The sequence below is a fragment of the Marinobacter halodurans genome, from assembly GCF_004327985.1.
In the GTDB taxonomy this organism is placed as follows: domain Bacteria; phylum Pseudomonadota; class Gammaproteobacteria; order Pseudomonadales; family Oleiphilaceae; genus Marinobacter_A; species Marinobacter_A halodurans.
The window spans coordinates 119,189-137,510 of sequence record NZ_SJDL01000012.1 but is presented as its reverse complement, the minus strand read 5'-3'; the positions used below and the strand labels follow the sequence as shown (position 1 = coordinate 137,510).

Below are 18,322 nucleotides of genomic sequence, written 5' to 3'. Positions count from 1 at the left end.
TTTTGCCTGACGACCATAGCGGTCCGGAACCACCTGATCCCATCCCGAACTCAGCAGTGAAACGGACCAGCGCCGATGGTAGTGTGGCGTTTGCCCATGCGAGAGTAGGTCATCGTCAGGCTCCTAATACAAAACCCCGTCACCGGAAGGTGTCGGGGTTTTTTATTGGCCCCACAAAAGTGACCTGCGGGGCAAACCGGGGCCCGCAGGGCGGCAGATCGCCCGATCCATCCCGACCCCAGGACAACCGGTCTCAGCCTGCTCCCGAACCGCTCTCCCATCGTGAGCGGAGCATGCCTACACCCGATAGCCGCAGGCGCCCTGCCAAAGCAACCATAACCACCCCAACCATCAACACCCGGTCCCGAATAACGTATACTCATCACAACGAAAACACCCCTTCGGTGTCTCCGAATTCCGCAGACAGGTATTGCCACACAGCTCCATGACCGCCACAGAAGCCGAACGCCAGTACTATCTCTCCCGCATGGGCGTTCAGCTCTGGTACGCGCGTGCTCCCCTACCAGGCGCCGCGCCGAGTCCGGATTTCGATTTCTCCGAACCGGAGACCCCGGAGGGTGCCTCCCCGGCGGAGGCCGGCGCTTCCCGCCCTTCTCGTCATCGTCCGGACCAGGCCACGCTTCCTCCAGGGAAAAGTGTTAAGGAACTCCTCCAGAGCATTGGTGATGGGCCCAATCCCTCTGACTCTGGGCCGGCGAAAACGTCGACCACAGCGGAGGCGGACGTCGCCGCGCCGCAACCGGAGGTTCCCGCCCCGGATTCCGCGCCGGAGCGTAGCCCGGAGTCGGTACCTGAAGCCGATGAGGCATCGTCCGTGTTGGCGAATATCCGTACCGATATGGGCATCTGGTGGGGCCAGCGCATCGCTCTTGTGAGTCCCATGTCGACTGACGTTAGCGAGGATCTCCAGGCCAAGCTGGCAGCCAATATCCTTCGCGCTTTGGGCGACACTGACGTGGAGCAAAAACGTCTGGTCTGGCCGGTTTTCAACAACCCGCGTGTCCTGAAGAGTGCGGACCGGGACCTTCGCATGATCCTGCGTTCCCTGGCCGATCAAGTGGGCGAGAGGCAGCTGCTCTGCCTCGGCGTTCTGAGTGAGGACCCAGAGCAACACCGGGCCCTCGTTGAGGGACTGTCCGGGAAGATTTTCGACGCGCCCGATCCGCTCGCCGCCCTGGCGGGCGACCACGAGAAGAAGCGCAGCCTATGGCATCGGCTGCAGGACCGCGTGACCGGAGCGCGCTGATGGAGCCGGAGCAATCTTACCGGCAAGTGGCTTCGGCAACCCGCCGAATCCGGTCGCTCGCCCCTACCGATATTCCTGACATTCTCTCTATCGAGTTGACCGGCTATTCCCATCCCTGGAGCGAGGCGATCTTCCGGGACTGCTTTCGGCCAGACTATCGGCTCTGGGGGCTGGCCGACGGGGACGGGCTGCAGGGGTACGCCGTCGTTGCCTATCTCTTTGACGAGGCGCATCTTCTCAACTTGTGCGTGGGTGCCCGTTGGCGCGGATCGGGAGCGGGGCGCCTGCTGCTTCGCCACCTGATCCGGGAGTCCTTCCGGGAGCATATGCAGCGGGTGCTGCTGGAAGTCCGGCGCTCCAATGCCATCGCCATCGACCTATACAAGACTGAGGGGTTTGTTCAGATCGGGGAGCGCCCGGGCTACTATCCCGCATCGCCGGTCAGGGAGGATGCCCTGGTCCTTGCGCTGGAAGGGCCGGAGGCCGGCTGAGTGGGCCTGACGCCGGACCTGCTTGGCGCAGGATGGCTTTGGCTCATGGACGCCGTCCTGCTCGGAGTACTGGCGCTTGCGGCCTGGTCCGCCGACTGGGACCAACTCGCTGTCGAACGACTCTACCAGCATACCGTCTTTGCCAGTGTGATCCTGCTGGTCCTGTTGTGGTTGGTGCGGGCCGGCCTATCCCCGGGTTTGAGCATCCACGTGCTGGGATTGACGGCAGTCACGCTGGCCTTGGGGTGGGCCTTTGCGATGCTGGCTGGCGTGGCGGCGCTGGCCGTTATGGCCCTCATTGGTCACGAGCCCTGGTCGGCAATTGGGCTTGATGGGGTGGTCACCGTCGTCCTGCCGGTGATCGTGACCTACGGCATCGTGCTCTGGGAGCGGCGATGCGGTTTTCGCCTGTTCTTTGCCTACCTGTTCTTCTGTGGCTACTTTGGCGCCGCGATCGCTGCTGCGGTATCCGGCACGGTCATGGTTGGTATCCTCGGCCTCGCCGATGTTTACGACTGGCATGTTCTCTACACCGAGTATCTCCGCTACATGCCCTTGCTCGTGATTCCGGAAGCCTTCGTCAATGGCGTGGTCGTTGCAAGCCTGATGGTCTTTCATCCCCAGCGTCTGGTGACGCTGGAAGAGAGTCGCTACCTGTAGGGAGTAGTCCGGGTTCGCGTCCGGGCTGTTCAGAATTTATAATGTCGGGCTTTCCATTCCATTTCCGTCAATTCAGGCTATTTACACTATGACTTCGCTTTCCGCGGAAATCGCCAAGCGGCGAACGTTTGCGATCATCTCGCATCCGGACGCCGGTAAGACCACCATCACCGAAAAAGTCCTGCTGTTCGGCAAGGCCCTGCAAACCGCCGGTACCGTCAAGGGAAAGAAATCCGGCCAGCACGCCAAGTCCGACTGGATGGAGATGGAGAAAGAGCGGGGGATCTCCGTAACCACATCCGTCATGCAGTTTCCCTACGCGGACAAGCTGGTCAACCTGCTGGACACGCCGGGCCACGAGGACTTCTCCGAGGATACATACCGGACCCTGACGGCTGTGGATGCCTGCCTGATGGTTATCGACAGCGCCAAGGGGGTCGAGGAGCGGACCATCAAACTCATGGAGGTCACGCGGTTGAGGGATACCCCGATCCTGACGTTCATGAACAAGCTGGACCGTGATACCCGGGATCCCATCGAACTGATGGACGAAGTGGAAGACGTCCTGAAGATTGCCTGCGCTCCCATTACCTGGCCGATTGGTATGGGCAAGAACTTCAAGGGTGTCTACCACCTGCTGCGGGACGAAGTCATCCTGTATCGGAGTGGCCAGGGTCATACCATCCAGGAACGTCGCATCATCAGCGGCCTGGATAACCCCGAGCTGGACGAAGCCATCGGAGCGTATGCCCAGGACCTGCGCGATGAAATTGAACTGGTCAAGGGTGCATCCCACGATTTCGACCTTGATGCCTTCCTGCGGGGCGAGCTGACACCGGTTTTCTTCGGTACGGCCCTGGGTAACTTCGGCGTCGATCACATGCTCGACGGCCTGGTCGAATGGGCGCCGGCGCCACAGGGGCGGGCGACAGACACCCGCACCGTGGAGCCCGTTGAAGACGGCTTCTCCGGCTTCGTGTTCAAGATCCAGGCGAACATGGATCCCCAGCACCGGGATCGGGTAGCGTTCCTGCGGATTGTCTCCGGCCGCTACAGCCAGGGCATGAAGGCCCGCCACGTGCGGATCGGCAAGGACGTGCGCCTGGCGGATGCGTTGACCTTCATGGCCGGCGACCGGGAGCATGCCGACGAGGCCTTCGCCGGCGATATTATCGGCTTGCATAACCACGGCACGATCCAGCTGGGGGACACTTTCACCACCGGCGAGGATATGAAGTTCACCGGCATCCCGAACTTTGCTCCGGAGCTGTTCCGCCGTATCCGACTGAAAGACCCCCTGAAAGCAAAGCAGCTGCAAAAAGGGCTGATCCAGTTGTCCGAGGAAGGGGCGGTGCAGGTCTTCCGCCCGATGAAGAATAACGATCTGATCGTGGGTGCGGTTGGCGTCCTGCAGTTCGATGTCGTGGTTGCGCGTCTCAAGAGCGAGTACAAGGTCGAGGCGGTCTATGAGCCCATCAATGTGGCCACGGCCCGCTGGGTAACCTGCGACGACGAACGCAAGCTGGATGAGTTTGAGCGCAAGGCCTATGACAATCTGGCACTCGACGGCAGCGATCGCCTGGCGTATATCGCGCCGACCATGGTCAACCTGCAGTTGGCCCAGGAGCGGCATCCGGATATCCGCTTCAACAAAACGCGGGAACACTGAAGCCCGGGACGGGAGCACAGCCATGCTGGTCGATGCCCATTGCCACTTCGATTTTCCCTGTTTCGACGGGCAGCGGGAGACCATACTCCGCGACTTCCGGGCCCGGCAGGGCATCGGTCTGGTCATCCCCGGAGTGGAAGCCGCGACCTGGTCCCGGGTCCAGGCCATTGCGACTGAAGATCCGATGATGCGTTATTGCCTGGGGATCCACCCCTGGTTTGTCGATCAGCACAGCGAGGCGGACCTGGAGCGTTTGAAGTCGATGCTGACCAGCCGGCCCACCGGCTGTGTGGGGCTGGGTGAATGCGGGCTGGACCGGCTGCAAGGGGATCTGGCGGCTCAGCAACCCTGGTTTGAGGCACAGGTGGATCTGGCCGTTGAGCTGGGCTTGCCGCTGGTGATTCACTCGGTGCGAACCCATGATGAAGTGGCCGCCACGCTGCGGCGCCGTACCCTCACGGCGCCGGTGCTGGTACATGCCTTTTCCGGCAGCCCGGAGCAGGCCCGGGCGCTGACGGAAATAGGCTGCTACCTGGGAGTGGGTGGGGTAATTACCTACCCTCGGGCGAGCAAAACCCGGAGAGCGGTTGCCGCGGTGCCGCTGGAGCGTCTGGTCCTGGAAACCGATGCTCCCGACATGCCGCCCGAAGGTGTCCCCAAGGGCGACAACCGGCCAACGTGCCTGCCCCTTATATTCAAGGCGTTATGTGAGTTGCGCCGGGAGACGGAAGCGAACCTGCGCGCGCAACTGCTGGCCAACGTGGGGGCGCTCTACGGAACCTCCTGGGAGATGCAAAAAAGCTAGCAGGGCTTGGCATGTGCGGCCGATTTCTATATACTGCGCGCCCTGGCTTTTCAAGGCGATGTATTCATCTCAGCCCCGAATGATGCAACGCTGCAAGATTATTAGGTCGAAGGTCTCCGTTGAGCGTGGAATGCGCTGGTTAGCGGTGGCCTTTAACGTTTGTTATACGCGTTACAAAGGCGGAATCAATGAAGACTCTGAGTGCGAAACCAGAAAGCGTAAAGCGTGACTGGTACGTTGTAGACGCAGCCGGCAAGACGCTGGGTCGTCTGTCAACCGAAATCGCCCTTCGTCTGCGGGGCAAGCATAAGCCGGAATATACCCCTCACGTCGACACGGGTGACTATATTGTTGTGATCAACGCAGAGCAGGTGCGTGTCACAGGCAAGAAGGCCGGCGCCAAAATGTATTATCACCACACGGGGTTCCCGGGTGGTATTCGCGAGATCAACTTTGAGAAGCTGATCGACAAAGCGCCTGAACAGGTGATTGCGCATTCCGTAAAGGGCATGCTGCCGAAAGGCCCGCTGGGTCGCGCCATGTTCAAGAAGCTGAAAATCTATGCCGGCGCTGAGCACCCGCACGCAGCCCAGCAGCCCAAAGAACTCGACATCTAACGGAAGGCGGATATGTCTGTAGCACAAAATTACGGTACTGGTCGCCGCAAAACTTCTACGGCGCGCGTATTTATCAAGCCGGGTAGCGGTAACATCACCATCAACAATCGCACCATCGAGCAGTTCTTCGGTCGCAAGACCCTGCAGATGATCGTGCGCCAGCCGCTGGCCCTGACAGAATCTGAAGAGCGTTTTGACATCAAGATCACCGTTGAAGGCGGTGGTACCAGTGGCCAGGCGGGCGCGATCCGTCACGGCCTGACCCGCGCTCTGATGGACTACGACGAAACCCTGCGCCCGACGCTGCGTCAGGCGGGTTACGTGACTCGTGACGCGCGTAGCGTTGAGCGTAAGAAAGTGGGTCTGCGGAAAGCGCGTAAGCGTCCTCAGTACTCCAAGCGTTAATTGGCGCTCTTGTCGAAAAGCCCGGCTCTGCCGGGCTTTTTTTTGGCTGGAATTCAGGAAAGCCATCTGGACGGCGTCGCTATCGATGCGCGGGACGGATTGCCAACTTGTAAGGGTCTGGGTATTTAACTACTATTTTCAACAACTAAATTTCGGGTTGTGAAGTCTTACGATGTGCGGCCTGTACGGACAGCTTCGCATCGCCTGGTGGGAGATAACCATAATGAATAATGGCGACGTGAGCCGAAGCCGGCGCCGCTTCCTGATTGGTGCTACGTCTGTCGTTGGGGGGGTGGGTGTCGTCGGGGCAGCCGTTCCCTTTGTAGCATCCTGGAATCCCAGCGCAAAGGCCGAGGCGGCGGGTGCCCCGGTATCGGTCAGCATTGACAAGATCGAGCCCGGGCAGCAGGTAACCGTGGAATGGCGTGGTAAGCCGGTCTGGATTGTGCGCCGGACCGACGAAATGCTCGAGAATATCAAGAAGCTGAATGATACGGTCAAAGACCCCCAGTCCAAGGAAGCCTCCCAGCAACCGGAATACATAGACGGCATCTACCGCTCCCTCAAGCCTGAAATTGCCGTCCTGGTGGGGATCTGCACTCATCTGGGCTGTGTGCCGACCTACCGGCCGGAAGTCGCGCCCCCCGATCTGGGGCCGGACTGGCTGGGCGGTTTTTTCTGTCCGTGTCATGGGTCGCATTACGATCTTGCCGGCCGCGTCTACCAGAGCCAGCCGGCGCCCCTGAACCTGGAAGTCCCCCCGTATCGTTACGACTCTGAGACGACTCTGACCATTGGTCTTGATCCGGAGGCCGCGTGATGCAAAAACTCATTCAATGGATTGATGCCCGACTGCCGATTGTCGACGCATACAACAAGCACCTGGCCCAGTATTACGCGCCCAAGAACTTCAATGTCTGGTACTTCTTTGGCTCGCTGGCGATGTTGGTACTGGTCAACCAGTTGGTGACCGGAATCTGGCTGACCATGAGCTACAACCCCACCGCGGAAGGTGCCTTCGCGTCCGTGGAGTACATCATGCGCGATGTGAAGTGGGGCTGGTTGCTGCGCTATATGCACTCAACCGGCGCCTCCGCCTTCTTCATCGTCGTCTACCTGCACATGTTCCGGGGCCTGATGTACGGCTCCTACCAGAAGCCGCGCGAGCTGATCTGGATTTTCGGGATGTTGATCTACCTGGTGCTGATGGCGGAAGCGTTCATGGGCTACCTGCTTCCGTGGGGACAGATGTCCTACTGGGGCGCGCAGGTAATCGTCAACCTGTTTGGCGCTATCCCGGTTATCGGCGACGATCTTTCGCTTTGGATTCGAGGTGACTACCTGATTTCCGGGATTACGCTTAACCGTTTCTTTGCGCTGCACGTGATTGCCTTGCCTATCGTGCTGCTCGGGTTGGTGGTGCTGCACATCCTGGCGTTGCACGAGGTGGGGTCGAACAATCCGGACGGTATCGACATCAAGAAGAACAAGGACGAGAACGGCATTCCCAAAGATGGCATCCCGTTCCACCCCTACTACACGGTGCACGACATCGTCGGTGTGGCGGTGTTCCTGTTTATCTTCTGCGTCGTGGTGTTCTTTTTTCCGGAAATGGGCGGTTTGTTCCTGGAGAAGCCGAACTTCGAGCCGGCCAATCAACTGAAGACCCCTGAGCATATTGCGCCGGTCTGGTACTTCACGCCCTTCTACGCGATGTTGCGTTCGGTGACCATAGACCTGTTCGGTCTGCCGGCGAAATTCTGGGGTGTCGTCGTGATGGGCGCCGCGATTGCCATACTGTTCGTATTGCCGTGGCTGGACCGGAGTCCGGTCAGATCGATGCGCTACAAGGGCTGGATGAGCAAGGTGGCTTTGGCCGTCTTTGCGATCAGCTTTATCATCCTGGGCTACCTGGGTATCAAGCCACCAAGTACCCTGCGCACCAGTCTGGCACAGGTGTTGACGGTGCTCTATTTCCTCTACTTTATCCTCATGCCGTTCTATACAAGGATGGAAGACACAAAACCGGTTCCGGAGAGGGTGACAGGCTGATGAGAAAAATAATTGCTGGTCTCTTCCTGGTTTGTCTGCCGGTTCTGGGTATGGCCGCCGGCGGGGGAGGCGTTCCGCTCGATCATATGGAGCCCGACCTTTCCAACAAGGCGTCATTGCAGCGGGGCGCGGCGTTGTTCACCAACTACTGCATGGGCTGCCACTCGATGGAATACGCACGCTACAAGCGCGTGGCGAACGACATCGGCATTCCCGAGGAGCTTTACGAGGATAACCTGATCTTTACCGGCGCCAAGATTGGCGAGCTGATGAAGAACAGCATGGATACAAAACAGGCCGAGGCCTGGTTCGGTAATCCGCCACCTGATTTGACACTGGAAGCGCGCCTGCGCGGCACGGACTGGATATACTCCTACCTGCGTGGATTCTACAAGGACGATTCCCGCCCGATGGGTGTCAACAATGTCGTGTTCTCGAATGTGGGCATGCCGCATGTGCTGGTAAACATGCAGGGGCTGTGCGCCGTCGCGCCGAAAATCGGCCATCAGGCCGGCGTCGATCCGCTCAGCGGCAACGTCGTCAATGACACGATCTGCCCGGAGTGGGCGATGGAAGGCTCGATGGATCCGGCCGACTTCGATGCAGCGATGTACGATCTGACCAATTTCCTGGCCTATATGGCCGACCCGGTCAAGCACGAACGGGAGCGGCTCGGGATGTTTGTCCTGATCTTTATCGCCATCTTCTTTGTGTTTGCTTTCCTGCTCAATCGGGAGTACTGGAAAGACGTACACTAAAGAATCAGGTATAATCCCGCTTTGCATGAATTCCAGCGGGGCGCAAGCCACCCTGCTGGAATTTTGCGTTTAGCCATTTCATCTCTGTGTATCTGCAATCGTGGAGTAGTTCTATGGGCGTTGTGACCAAGCGGTCATCAATGACGTTTTTTTCCGATCCGGCGAGCCACTACAGCCACCGGGTGCGTATCGTACTTGCTGAGAAGGGCGTCACGGTGGACGTTGTCGACGTGGATCCCGATAACCCGCCGGAGGAACTCTCCGACCTGAATCCATACAACGCGCTGCCCACACTGGTTGATCGTGACCTGGTGCTCTACGAGCCCAACATCATGATGGAGTACCTGGATGAGCGTTTCCCGCATCCGCCGTTGCTGCCAGTCTATCCGGTTGCCCGGGCCAACAGCCGCCTGATGATCCACCGGATCCAGAAGGACTGGTGCGGCCTGGTCGACCAGATCCTGGCGCAGCCGAATGCCAAGGCGTCCGAGGCCGCTCGCAAGGAACTGCGTGAAAGCCTGCTGGCCACCGCGCCGCTGTTTGGCGAGATGCCATTCTTCCTCTCCGAGGAGTTTACGATCGTTGACTGCTGTATTGGACCGATCCTCTGGCGCCTGCCGGCCCTGGGTATCGAACTTTCTGAAAAGCAGGCCAAACCGCTGATCAAGTACATGGAGCGTCTGTTCCAGCGCGAGGGATTCAAGGCGAGCCTGTCTGATCTCGAAGAAGACATTCGCAGCTAAGTCGGATCCATGTATTTTCGAGCCTGAGCGGGAGGCGCTATGTCTGAGAAGGCATTCAGAATGACAGCAAGCCGGCCTTATCTGGTGCGCGCTTTCAACGAGTGGATTCTGGACAACCACTGTACGCCCTATATCCTGGTGGATGCGGGGGTGCAGGGGGTTCAGGTGCCCGCGGAGCACGTGGCCAACGGCCAGATTGTCCTCAACATCAGTCCCAGTGCCGTCAAGGGGTTGATGATTGGGAACAGTGCCCTTGAGTTCAACGCACGTTTCGGCGGGGTGCCCATGCAGGTATCGGTGCCGATGGTTGCTGTGCTCGCCATTTATGCCCGGGAAAACGGAGAGGGCATGGTCTTTGGCAGCGAGCCAGGCACGCCGGACCCGGATGGTCCGGGTACGGATTCCGGCGATGGGCAGAGTCAGCCTGAGCGCCCCTCCGGCAAGCCCAGTCTCAAGGTTGTGAAATAAACGCCAGCGATGGCGCAGGATGAATGGAAGCAAGCCGACCCGCGGGTCGGCTTTTTTGTGGCTGGTTGGGACGTCCGGCTCCCGATCAGCCGCCGAAGATTTTCTGGTCCACCAGCGCGCAGAGGGCATTCATGATCAGGACGAACACGCCGATAGCCTGGGCATTGCCCAGGTCGTGCAGGGCCAGTTCGTGGTCGTCCGGGTGCAGCAGCGACGTGACATCGGTTTTTTCCCGGGCGCTCAGGACCACCACTTTCATACCCCGGTCGTGGGCCGCCTGGATCGCCTGAATCAGGTTGGCCTTATGGCCGTCGTCGACCAGCACGAACAGTGTATCGCCGTCTTTGCCCAAAGCGCGGACCTGGCGCGAGAAGGTCTCGTTGAAGCGGTTGTCCCGGCAAATCGCGGAAAAGGTGGTGGCGTCGGCGCCCAGGTTGATGGCTGGCAGCGCCGGTCTGTCCTGATCGAAGCGATTCAGCAGATTGGTGCAGAAATACTGCGTCAGGCAGTTGGCCGCACCGTTGGCGCACATCAGGATCTTGGCATCGGTCAACAGGGAGGCCACGAGCGTGTCGGCAACGGCGTCCAGCGCCGGACCGACTTCGGCGGCGGCATGCGCGGCGTTCTCCATGTGCTCGGCAAACATGGCGTTGATCAGGGAATCGGCAGATTGTTCAGTCATGTTGAGGCATCAAAAGCATTCTTGATCCAATGGGCCCGATAGCGGCGTAGCCGTCCCGGCTCGATGGCGATGACGTCGAAGCGACAGGGGTACTGCCACAGTTGGTGCCGCTGCAGGTAGAAATTCGCGGCGCGAATCAGGCGTTGCTGTTTGCGTGGGGTGACGGATTCCATGGGGTTTTCGTAACTGCTCGTCCCGCGGTAGCGGACCTCAACGAAAACCAGTGTCTGACCATCCCGGGCGATAATATCCAGCTCGCCACCCCGGCAATGAAAGTTGCGTCCAATGACGTGCAGGCCCTTGCGCGCCAGGTAGCGAGCAGCGGCCTCTTCGGCGTGCTCGCCCTGTTTACGCCGACCGTCCCTGGCCCCGCGCATTGGATTACTCGCCGGTTAGGGCGGAGGTGTCGGCGGGTGATTCCTGCGCCCCGTCGTCCGTCACACCTTCTGTGACCGGTTCGTCCAGCGGTACCGGCACGCCCTGCTGGAATATGGCCCAGCCCTGTTCCCGGCGGACGAGGCCGTCCGATGTCATGCTTAGCGTGCCCGTCAGCCCGTCGACATCGCTGCCCTGGACTTGCGACAGCAGCTGCAGTTTGGATGACAGGGCATAGGCGTCCATACCCATGGCAAACAGACGACCATACCGCTGGGTCACGTTGGGCAGTGCGGCCTGGGCTCTCTGGCGCCGTTTGCTGTCCGGATTCAGCATCCAGGGGATGTCGGTAAACCGCACTCGCTCCAGGTCACTGTCCCGGCTGGCATCGGGCTGACCGGTGTAGATTGTGGAGGGTGCATAGACCGGGAGGTCTCCACCGAAATAAAAGGCAAACAACGGATTGAGCTGGCGGCCAATGGTCGGTGAGGCAACGAGGACAATGGCGTCGATGTCCTGCCGGCGACGGGGCTCGAACTCCACGTTCAGGCCAATGGTGCGTTCAATGGTGATGGCCCGTTGACGGCTCTGGTCGATGCCGAACAGATCCGCCACTGTCTTGCGCAGGTTTTCGTTCGGATCATAGCGGACGGCGTTCAGGATCCGGCCGCCATCCTCGTTCATGCGCTGGATCAGGGCGCTTTCCACGCGGTCGCCCCAGTCGCCCCAGGGAATCAGGGCGACGGCCTGCGTCCGCTTGTCCGCCACCAGCCGGTCGGCAATCTGGCGGGCTTCGTCTTCAGCGGAAAGGCCGTACTGATACAGCTGATCGGGATGTGCCTGGCCGTCTTCCAGATAATTCAGGGCCAGTACCGGCGTCGGCAGGGAAGCGCGGTCGGCGACCTTGGCCAGGGCCGACTTGTCGAGCGGTCCGACGACCAGATCGGGCTTTGAGGCCTGGATCTTATCGTAGAGTGCGTCGAAGGGCTGGTCGTTGGTGTCGTAGACCTGGACGCGGGTTTTTGTATCCCCATTGCGCTGGTCGTCTTCGTAGAAGGCGGCAAAGAAGCCATCGCGGATCGCCTGGCCGGCTTCCGCCAGCGGGCCGCTCAGGGGCAGGGCCAGAGCGATATGCCCGGGGCGTTCCTCGGAGAGCGTGATGATCAGGCGCAGTTCACTGGGAAGTGGGTTAGCGGCCGGATGATCGGGCCAGTTCTTTTGCCACTGGCGAATCGTCCGGCCCTGGGTGTCCAGTGTGACGCCGGGCTGGCGCAGGGACAGCGCCAGCTCCAGCCAGCCCTGCTGCTCGTAGCCGATGGCGGTTTGCGCCGCCTGGGTCAGCCGGCTGTCCGGGGCGCGCTTGAGCAACTGCCAGATCCGATCATTGTCGGCGAGGGTGCCACCATCCGGGCGAATCGGGGTGGAGGCGATCAGCGTTTGTGCGGCCTTCAGGTACTGCCTGGCCAGTTCAAACGTGTTGGCTTGCAGGCGGGCAGCCTGGGACTGGCGGTTGTCGGGATATTTCGAGAACTGATCCACCGGCAGCGCGTCAGAGAAGTCTGCGGCCCAGGTCCGGTCGTCGAGCGCGAGAATGCTGCCCATGGCCAGCAGGCGGTACTGGTTGAGCGTCTCGCCCTGGGCCTTGTCGAAGGCGTCACTGCGCAGGATGGTGCGCGCGTCCTTGTGTCGTCCCGCGTCCTGGTAGCGGGACGCGGTGCCCAACAGGCCGCGCAGGGCCGTGTCGGAATAACCGGACGATTCGGCAATCGCCAGCGCCCCCTCGGGGGTGTCGGCCTGATCGGGCTGGATGCCCATCGGTGTACAACCGGCCATCAGGACGACCAGGGCCAGGAAAAACGCAGGGCGAATGCGAAGAAAATTTCTCATCGTCATGCAATGCTCACAGTAGGGCGAAGGGTTCAGAATTCCGCGGCCGCAACCGATCGCGCGGCGCGTCCAGCCATGCCGTCGCTTGTGGTGCCGGCGGAACATGGGCATCATGCCGGAAATTTGCCAAGAAGCGAGTTTACCAGTTCGCCGGGGAATTCTCATGACGTCGCTGTCATCCGGATAACCGGCCCTTATCGCGCAACCCCAGGAACGACAACATGCCCGACAGCGCTGCCGACCACGGCCTTCTCTATATCGTGGCAACCCCCATCGGCAACCTTGGCGATATCAGTCAGCGAGCGGCTGACATCCTGGCCCGGGTGGATTGTATCGCAGCAGAGGATACGCGCCATACCCAGCGGCTCCTGCAGGTACTCGGCATCCACAAACCGCTGGTGGCCCTGCATGAGCACAACGAGCGTGAACGCCATGAATCGGTCCTGCAGCGCCTGCGTCAGGGGCAGTCCGTGGCCCTGGTTTCCGATGCCGGCACACCGCTGATCTCCGATCCCGGGTTCATCCTGGTCCGCGCAGCGCGCGAGCAGGGACTGGCCGTGGTGCCGATCCCCGGGCCCTGCGCCATTACGGCCGCGCTGAGCGCAGCCGGCCTGCCCACCGACCGGTTTACGTTTGAAGGTTTTCTGCCGGCCAAGCGCAAGGCGCGGCTGGAGGTACTCAAGGCGTTACGGCATGAAACGCGGACCCTCGTCTTCTATGAAGCCCCGCACCGCATCCGGGAAACGGTCGCGGCGATGGTCGAGGTCTTTGGGTCGGAGCGGGCGACGGTCCTTGCGCGGGAGCTCACCAAGGCGTTCGAGACCTTCTACAGCGGTACCGCCGAGGCTGTGGTCGAGCAGCTGGCCGGGGATGACTACGCCGAAAAAGGGGAATATGTGGTGATGGTCGCGGGCGCGCCTGAATCGTCCGGTGCCAGTGCAACCGGGATTGATCCTGATGATCTGTTGACGGTGTTGTTGCGCGAGGTACCGGTCAAGGTGGCGGCAAAAATGGCGTCCGAGCTGACCGGACTGTCCCGCAACGAGTTGTATCAGCGGGCTCTGTCTCTGAAGCCGTAACGTCACGGCCTTTTTCGCTTGCACGCTCGGGGGCGGGGGCGTATTGTCTCGCCTGAGCTCGCTGGGCAGTCGCCGCCTGCCGTCACTGACGGAAGGGGGAGGAAAGTCCGGGCTCCATAGGGCAAGGTGCCAGGTAACGCCTGGGCGGCGTGAGCCGACGGAAAGTGCAGCAGAAAGGAAACCGCCTAAGCGCCTTCGGGCGCCGGTAAGGGTGAAAAGGTGCGGTAAGAGCGCACCGCGTGACTGGCAACAGTTCACGGCGATGGTAAACCCCACCTGGAGCAAGACCAAATAGGAGTCCGTTGGCGTGGCCCGCGCTGGACTCGGGTAGGTTGCTTGAGGTTTGCGGTGACGCAAATCCTAGATGAATGACTGTTCTCGACAGAACCCGGCTTACAGGCGAGCTCGCTTTTCTTTTCTTCCCTGTGATCTCCGTTGTGCAGATTCCCCTCCTGAATATAGCGAAAAATTCTTACTCCTCAGGTTTTTTGTATAAATAACGCTTCAGCTACTTGATTTGTCGAGGGTTATTGTCTCCATTTCCGGGTAGCTTCTCTTTTTCTCTCTCTAAACCCTTGTCATAACAGGAAGTTTTTCGGGTGAGCCGCCTCTGACGGCGCTTGCATTGTATTTTCCGTGTTTCTATAGTGTGCAGAAGTGGGAAAAAGTGGATAGAAGTGGTTTTTTGTGGTTTTTGGAGGGCGGGAGTGGGAAAATTGCCCGCTCTTGATTTCGGCCCCGGCGATCGAGCCGGTTTGAGGCCTGCGACTGGCAGCATTTATGAGCAACTTTCTCGGCAGTCATGCCATCAACATGGACGCGAAGGGGCGTATTGCGATCCCGACCCGCGTGCGCGAGGAGCTCGCCGAAGTCTGCGGCGGCCGCATCGTGTTGACGGCTAATGCCGACGAGGAACGTTGCCTGCTGGTCTACCCGGAGCCGCAGTGGGACGAGATCCGTCCGCAGATTGAAGCTTTGCCGAACATGAACAAGGCGGCGCGCCGGCTCCAGCGCAAGATGCTGGGTCATGCCACTCCGCTGGAGCTGGATGGTGCCGGCCGGGTGCTGGTGCCGCCGACGTTGCGCAGCTATGCGCGCCTGGAAAAGAAACTGATGCTGGTTGGGCAGGGCAAGAAGCTGGAACTGTGGAGCGAAGAGCGCTGGTTCGCTTGGCTGGATGAGTCGGAGGATGACGACGATATGCCGCCGGAGATGGAGTCACTTTCCCTATGACCGCGCCAAAGAGCGCCTCACCCAAGCACCTTTCGGTGCTCTTGAGTGAGGCTGTCGACGCGTTGGTGATCCGTTCTGACGGGCGCTATATCGATGGGACATTCGGGCGTGGCGGGCACAGCCGCCTTATTCTGGAGCGGCTGTCCGACAGCGGCAGGCTGCTCGGGGTGGACAAGGACCCCGAGGCCATCGCGGCAGGCAGGGAGTTGGCGCAAGCCGACTCCCGTTTTCATATTGGCCACGGCTCCTTTGCGGAGCTTGAACGGTTTCTGGCGGAAAGCGGCTGGCAGACCATCAGCGGCATGCTGATGGATCTCGGCGTGTCGTCGCCGCAGTTGGACGATGCCGCGCGCGGCTTCAGCTTCATGCGGGAAGGCCCGCTGGACATGCGCATGAACCCCGAGCAGTCGCCGAGCGCAGCGGAGTGGCTGAACAGCGCGCCGGAAGCCGAGATTGCCGATGTCATCTGGCGCTACGGCGAAGAGCGTTTCTCGCGCCGCATTGCCCGGGCCGTCGTGACCCGGCGGGCGGAAGAGCCGCTGGCAACCACGCGTGAGTTTGCCGAGCTGATCGCCGGTGCCGTGCCAAGGAAAGAAAAGCACAAACACCCGGCGACACGGACGTTCCAGGCCGTGCGCATTTTTATCAACCGGGAGCTGGAAGATCTGGAAGCCGGCCTCAAGACCGCGGTCGAGCACCTCGAGCCGGGTGGTCGCCTGGTGGTAATCAGCTTCCACTCACTGGAAGACCGCATCGTCAAGCGGTTCATGCGGGATCTGGCGCGAGGGCCTCAACTGCCCCGCAGGTTGCCGGTGACGGCGGATCAGGCGGAGTCGGACTTTCACCTGATCGGCAAGGCCGTCAAGGCGGAAACAGACGAAGTGACCGATAACGTTCGTGCCCGGAGCGCCGTCATGCGCGTCCTCGAGCGTCGGTCAGGGAAGAGCGAGGTATAACAATGGCAGCGGTAACGATTGAGCGGCCCCAGGTCCAGACGCGCAAGCGCCTGCACCCGGACACCATGAAGGCCGGCGTCAACACGGCCATGCGACTGTCACGCCGGATTTTTGCCGGGCTGTGCCAGCGCCATGTGCTGATTTCGGCGGGGCTGGCCAGTGTACTGGTCTTTTCGGCCATCGGCGTCGTCTATAGCGCCCATGAAAACCGGGTGCTGTTCAACGACCTGGCCCAGCTCCAGGCCCAGCGGGATGGCTACCAGCGGGAGTGGAGCCAATTGCTGCTGGAACAGAGCGCCCTGAGTGCCCATAGCCGTGTCGAGGCCCGCGCTTCTCAGGGAATGAATATGGTCGTGCCCGGCAAGCAGGACATTGTTCTGGTACAGGCACAGCCTTAACAACAATGATGAGCGAGTCGTCAGGGTAGGGATCGTGTCTACAAAGCAGTCGACACAGAACACCATGCAGAAGCTGAAAGCGCGGCTGGCCGGTTGGCGCCATGCCACCGTGCTGGGCGCGTTCGTGCTTGTCATGGTGGCCCTGGCGGCACGGCTGGTGCAGCTGCACGTTGTCGACCAGGATTTCCTGCGGCGCCAGGGTGAAGTGCGCACCGTTCGCACGGAAACCATCGACGCCCACCGCGGCATGATTACCGATCGCCACGGAGAGCCGTTGGCGGTCAGTACGCCGGTCCAGACCATCTGGGCCAATCCCAGCGAAATGGACCCCAACGATCCGCGCATTACGCCGTTGGCCCGGATGCTCGGTATCAGCGAGGGCAGCCTGCGGTCGCGCCTGAAACAGTACGCCACCCGCGAATTCATCTATGTCAGCCGCAAGATCCAGCCGGGCCTGGCGCGCAAGGCCATGGCACTGGACATTCCGGGTATCTACAGCCGCCGGGAATACCGTCGTTACTATCCCACGGGTGAAGTGGCCGCCCACGTCGTCGGTTTCACCAACATCGACGAGCATGGCCAGGAAGGCATGGAACTGGCCTACAACGACTGGTTGTCGGGCGAGCGCGGCAGCAAGCGGGTCCTCAAGGATCGTCGTGGCCATGTCATCAAGGACCTGAGTCTCGTCAAGGATGCCCGCTCAGGGCGCAACCTGGAGCTCAGCCTGGATCTGCGGCTGCAGTACCTGGCGTACCGGGAACTCAAGGCGGTTGTCCAGGCCCATCATGCCCGGGGCGGAACGCTGGTCATGCTGGACGTGGACACCGGCGAAGTGCTGGCCATGGTGAATCAGGGGTCCTACAACCCCAACGACAGGAGTCAGCTCGATCCCGCCAATCTCAGGAACAAGGCGATCACGGATCTGTTCGAGCCCGGGTCGACGATAAAACCCATTACGATGGCGGCTGCGTTGGAAGCCGGAGTGGTGACCCCGAAGACCCGGATCGACACGAATCCGGGTTATCTGCGTTTTGGACGCTACACGATCCGGGATACCAGCGACCATGGTGTACTCGATCTCAAGGGCATCATTGCCAAGTCGAGCAACGTGGGGATGAGCAAGATTGCCGCGAAGATGGGCGGCGATCCGATCCGCAACATGTTCCTCAGCGTCGGTTTGGGGCAGGCGACCGGCATCGGGTTCCCGGGCGAGGCCGTGGGTGTGTTGCCGGCGCCCACCCGGTGGCACCCGGTCGAAGTGGCAACCTTGTCCTACGGCTACGGTCTGAGTATCAATGCCCTGCAACTGGCTGAAGCCTACATGGTTCTGGCCAATGGCGGTATCCGCTACCCGCTGAGCCTGATCAAGCGCGACGAGCCGCCCCAGGGACAGCGTGTGATTCCGGAGCATATCACGGCCCAGGTCCGCGATATGCTCCGGGCCGTCATTGAAGATGGCACCGGTAAACGGGCACAGATCGGTTTCTACGAGGCGGGCGGCAAGACCGGCACTGTCCATCTGGTGGGCCAGCACGGTTATGAAGACAGCGAGTACAAGGCCATATTCGCCGGCATGGCGCCCGTGGACAACCCGAGGATCGTCTGTGTTGTCGCTGTCGATGCGCCGAAAGGCGGAGAGTATTATGGAGGGGAAGTTGCTGCTCCCGTGTTTTCCCGGGTCATGGGCGACGCCCTCCGCTTGCTGAATGTGCGCCCGGATCTCGATGACAGTCCGGTGGCATCCCAGTCACGGGACCACTCCGGGGGCAGGGGGTAA

Annotated in this window: 20 protein-coding genes, 1 rRNA gene and 1 other RNA gene; 19 read left to right on the top strand and 3 right to left on the bottom strand. The window is 60.8% G+C overall.

Annotated features, from left to right (window positions below; genetic code table 11):
* Nucleotides 1-5: 5 nt before the first annotated feature.
* The 13 genes from rrf (at nucleotide 6) to EZI54_RS10000 (ending at nucleotide 9,935) form a co-directional block, all read left to right on the top strand.
* Nucleotides 6-121 (top strand): 5S ribosomal RNA (gene rrf / locus EZI54_RS10060).
* 309 nt (nucleotides 122-430) lie between these two features.
* Nucleotides 431-1,267 (top strand): hypothetical protein, encoded by an 837-nt coding sequence (locus tag EZI54_RS10055; RefSeq protein ID WP_131481553.1) that lies wholly within the window; start codon nucleotides 431-433, stop codon nucleotides 1,265-1,267.
* Nucleotides 1,267-1,758, top strand: a complete 492-nt coding sequence (gene rimI, locus EZI54_RS10050; protein ID WP_131481551.1) for a ribosomal protein S18-alanine N-acetyltransferase — start codon at nucleotides 1,267-1,269, stop codon at nucleotides 1,756-1,758. Before EZI54_RS10055 ends, rimI begins: the two co-directional genes overlap by 1 nt.
* Nucleotides 1,759-2,418 carry an energy-coupling factor ABC transporter permease gene (locus tag EZI54_RS10045; RefSeq protein ID WP_131481549.1) on the top strand — a complete coding sequence of 220 codons (660 nt, stop codon included), beginning with the start codon at nucleotides 1,759-1,761 and terminating at the stop codon, nucleotides 2,416-2,418.
* A gap of 88 nt (nucleotides 2,419-2,506) precedes the next feature.
* A complete protein-coding gene (gene prfC / locus EZI54_RS10040; RefSeq protein WP_131481547.1) occupies nucleotides 2,507-4,087 on the top strand; it encodes a peptide chain release factor 3 in 1,581 nt (526 codons plus the stop codon).
* A 22-nt stretch (nucleotides 4,088-4,109) separates the two neighbouring features.
* On the top strand, nucleotides 4,110-4,892 hold the full coding sequence (locus EZI54_RS10035; protein ID WP_131481545.1) for a TatD family hydrolase: 783 nt from the start codon (nucleotides 4,110-4,112) through the stop codon (nucleotides 4,890-4,892).
* 188 nt (nucleotides 4,893-5,080) lie between these two features.
* On the top strand, nucleotides 5,081-5,509 hold the full coding sequence (gene rplM / locus EZI54_RS10030; RefSeq protein WP_123636756.1) for a 50S ribosomal protein L13: 429 nt from the start codon (nucleotides 5,081-5,083) through the stop codon (nucleotides 5,507-5,509).
* Nucleotides 5,510-5,521: 12 nt separating this feature from the next.
* Nucleotides 5,522-5,914: a 30S ribosomal protein S9 gene (rpsI, locus tag EZI54_RS10025; RefSeq protein WP_131481543.1), complete on the top strand. Its 393-nt coding sequence runs from the start codon at nucleotides 5,522-5,524 to the stop codon at nucleotides 5,912-5,914.
* A gap of 223 nt (nucleotides 5,915-6,137) precedes the next feature.
* The gene (gene petA, locus EZI54_RS10020; RefSeq protein ID WP_131481541.1) at nucleotides 6,138-6,734 is read left to right on the top strand and encodes a ubiquinol-cytochrome c reductase iron-sulfur subunit; all 597 of its coding nucleotides are present in this window, start codon (nucleotides 6,138-6,140) and stop codon (nucleotides 6,732-6,734) included.
* A complete protein-coding gene (locus EZI54_RS10015; RefSeq protein ID WP_131481539.1) occupies nucleotides 6,734-7,966 on the top strand; it encodes a cytochrome b in 1,233 nt (410 codons plus the stop codon). The genes petA and EZI54_RS10015 overlap by 1 nt, the downstream gene beginning before the upstream one ends.
* Nucleotides 7,966-8,724, top strand: a complete 759-nt coding sequence (locus EZI54_RS10010) for a cytochrome c1 (RefSeq protein ID WP_131481537.1) — start codon at nucleotides 7,966-7,968, stop codon at nucleotides 8,722-8,724. Before EZI54_RS10015 ends, EZI54_RS10010 begins: the two co-directional genes overlap by 1 nt.
* Before the next feature lie 113 nt (nucleotides 8,725-8,837).
* Nucleotides 8,838-9,467, top strand: coding sequence for a glutathione S-transferase N-terminal domain-containing protein (locus tag EZI54_RS10005; RefSeq protein WP_131481535.1), 630 nt, complete (start codon nucleotides 8,838-8,840; stop codon nucleotides 9,465-9,467).
* 60 nt (nucleotides 9,468-9,527) lie between these two features.
* On the top strand, nucleotides 9,528-9,935 hold the full coding sequence (locus tag EZI54_RS10000) for a ClpXP protease specificity-enhancing factor (RefSeq protein WP_207389192.1): 408 nt from the start codon (nucleotides 9,528-9,530) through the stop codon (nucleotides 9,933-9,935).
* An 85-nt stretch (nucleotides 9,936-10,020) separates the two neighbouring features.
* Here the strand turns inward: EZI54_RS10000 and EZI54_RS09995 are convergent, their stop codons facing one another.
* Genes EZI54_RS09995 through EZI54_RS09985 form a run of 3 tightly spaced genes read right to left on the bottom strand, consistent with a single transcriptional unit; the run spans nucleotide 10,021 to nucleotide 12,885 of the window.
* The gene (locus EZI54_RS09995; protein ID WP_131481531.1) at nucleotides 10,021-10,617 is read right to left on the bottom strand and encodes a D-sedoheptulose-7-phosphate isomerase; all 597 of its coding nucleotides are present in this window, start codon (nucleotides 10,615-10,617) and stop codon (nucleotides 10,021-10,023) included.
* Nucleotides 10,614-10,994: a YraN family protein gene (locus tag EZI54_RS09990; RefSeq protein ID WP_131481529.1), complete on the bottom strand. Its 381-nt coding sequence runs from the start codon at nucleotides 10,992-10,994 to the stop codon at nucleotides 10,614-10,616. The genes EZI54_RS09995 and EZI54_RS09990 overlap by 4 nt, the downstream gene beginning before the upstream one ends.
* Nucleotides 10,995-10,998: 4 nt before the next feature.
* Nucleotides 10,999-12,885, bottom strand: coding sequence for a penicillin-binding protein activator (locus EZI54_RS09985; protein WP_131481527.1), 1,887 nt, complete (start codon nucleotides 12,883-12,885; stop codon nucleotides 10,999-11,001).
* Between the two features lie 215 nt (nucleotides 12,886-13,100).
* On the opposite strand from EZI54_RS09985, the gene rsmI reads away from it, so the two are divergent.
* From rsmI to EZI54_RS09955, 6 genes are all read left to right on the top strand, one after another.
* Nucleotides 13,101-13,958: a 16S rRNA (cytidine(1402)-2'-O)-methyltransferase gene (rsmI, locus tag EZI54_RS09980; RefSeq protein ID WP_131481525.1), complete on the top strand. Its 858-nt coding sequence runs from the start codon at nucleotides 13,101-13,103 to the stop codon at nucleotides 13,956-13,958.
* Between the two features lie 53 nt (nucleotides 13,959-14,011).
* Nucleotides 14,012-14,370, top strand: an RNA gene (gene rnpB, locus EZI54_RS09975) — RNase P RNA component class A.
* A 368-nt stretch (nucleotides 14,371-14,738) separates the two neighbouring features.
* Nucleotides 14,739-15,191: a division/cell wall cluster transcriptional repressor MraZ gene (mraZ, locus tag EZI54_RS09970; RefSeq protein WP_123635996.1), complete on the top strand. Its 453-nt coding sequence runs from the start codon at nucleotides 14,739-14,741 to the stop codon at nucleotides 15,189-15,191.
* A complete protein-coding gene (rsmH, locus tag EZI54_RS09965) occupies nucleotides 15,188-16,147 on the top strand; it encodes a 16S rRNA (cytosine(1402)-N(4))-methyltransferase RsmH (RefSeq protein WP_131481523.1) in 960 nt (319 codons plus the stop codon). Before mraZ ends, rsmH begins: the two co-directional genes overlap by 4 nt.
* 2 nt (nucleotides 16,148-16,149) lie before the next feature.
* Nucleotides 16,150-16,545: a cell division protein FtsL gene (gene ftsL / locus EZI54_RS09960; RefSeq protein ID WP_131481521.1), complete on the top strand. Its 396-nt coding sequence runs from the start codon at nucleotides 16,150-16,152 to the stop codon at nucleotides 16,543-16,545.
* 64 nt (nucleotides 16,546-16,609) lie between these two features.
* Nucleotides 16,610-18,322: a peptidoglycan D,D-transpeptidase FtsI family protein gene (locus tag EZI54_RS09955; protein WP_131481561.1), complete on the top strand. Its 1,713-nt coding sequence runs from the start codon at nucleotides 16,610-16,612 to the stop codon at nucleotides 18,320-18,322.

Bases quoted from the DNA above. Each gene is read 5' to 3' on its own strand.
- rimI (WP_131481551.1), top strand. From the start codon at position 1,267: ATGGAGCCGGAGCAATCTTACCGGCAAGTGGCTTCGGCAACCCGCCGA.
- prfC (WP_131481547.1), top strand. From the start codon at position 2,507: ATGACTTCGCTTTCCGCGGAAATCGCCAAGCGGCGAACGTTTGCGATC.
- EZI54_RS10035 (WP_131481545.1), top strand. From the start codon at position 4,110: ATGCTGGTCGATGCCCATTGCCACTTCGATTTTCCCTGTTTCGACGGG.
- rplM (WP_123636756.1), top strand. From the start codon at position 5,081: ATGAAGACTCTGAGTGCGAAACCAGAAAGCGTAAAGCGTGACTGGTAC.
- rpsI (WP_131481543.1), top strand. From the start codon at position 5,522: ATGTCTGTAGCACAAAATTACGGTACTGGTCGCCGCAAAACTTCTACG.
- petA (WP_131481541.1), top strand. From the start codon at position 6,138: ATGAATAATGGCGACGTGAGCCGAAGCCGGCGCCGCTTCCTGATTGGT.
- EZI54_RS10015 (WP_131481539.1), top strand. From the start codon at position 6,734: ATGCAAAAACTCATTCAATGGATTGATGCCCGACTGCCGATTGTCGAC.
- EZI54_RS10010 (WP_131481537.1), top strand. From the start codon at position 7,966: ATGAGAAAAATAATTGCTGGTCTCTTCCTGGTTTGTCTGCCGGTTCTG.
- EZI54_RS10005 (WP_131481535.1), top strand. From the start codon at position 8,838: ATGGGCGTTGTGACCAAGCGGTCATCAATGACGTTTTTTTCCGATCCG.
- EZI54_RS10000 (WP_207389192.1), top strand. From the start codon at position 9,528: ATGACAGCAAGCCGGCCTTATCTGGTGCGCGCTTTCAACGAGTGGATT.
- EZI54_RS09995 (WP_131481531.1), bottom strand. From the start codon at position 10,617: ATGACTGAACAATCTGCCGATTCCCTGATCAACGCCATGTTTGCCGAG.
- EZI54_RS09990 (WP_131481529.1), bottom strand. From the start codon at position 10,994: ATGCGCGGGGCCAGGGACGGTCGGCGTAAACAGGGCGAGCACGCCGAA.
- EZI54_RS09985 (WP_131481527.1), bottom strand. From the start codon at position 12,885: ATGACGATGAGAAATTTTCTTCGCATTCGCCCTGCGTTTTTCCTGGCC.
- rsmI (WP_131481525.1), top strand. From the start codon at position 13,101: ATGCCCGACAGCGCTGCCGACCACGGCCTTCTCTATATCGTGGCAACC.
- mraZ (WP_123635996.1), top strand. From the start codon at position 14,739: ATGAGCAACTTTCTCGGCAGTCATGCCATCAACATGGACGCGAAGGGG.
- rsmH (WP_131481523.1), top strand. From the start codon at position 15,188: ATGACCGCGCCAAAGAGCGCCTCACCCAAGCACCTTTCGGTGCTCTTG.
- ftsL (WP_131481521.1), top strand. From the start codon at position 16,150: ATGGCAGCGGTAACGATTGAGCGGCCCCAGGTCCAGACGCGCAAGCGC.
- EZI54_RS09955 (WP_131481561.1), top strand. From the start codon at position 16,610: ATGCAGAAGCTGAAAGCGCGGCTGGCCGGTTGGCGCCATGCCACCGTG.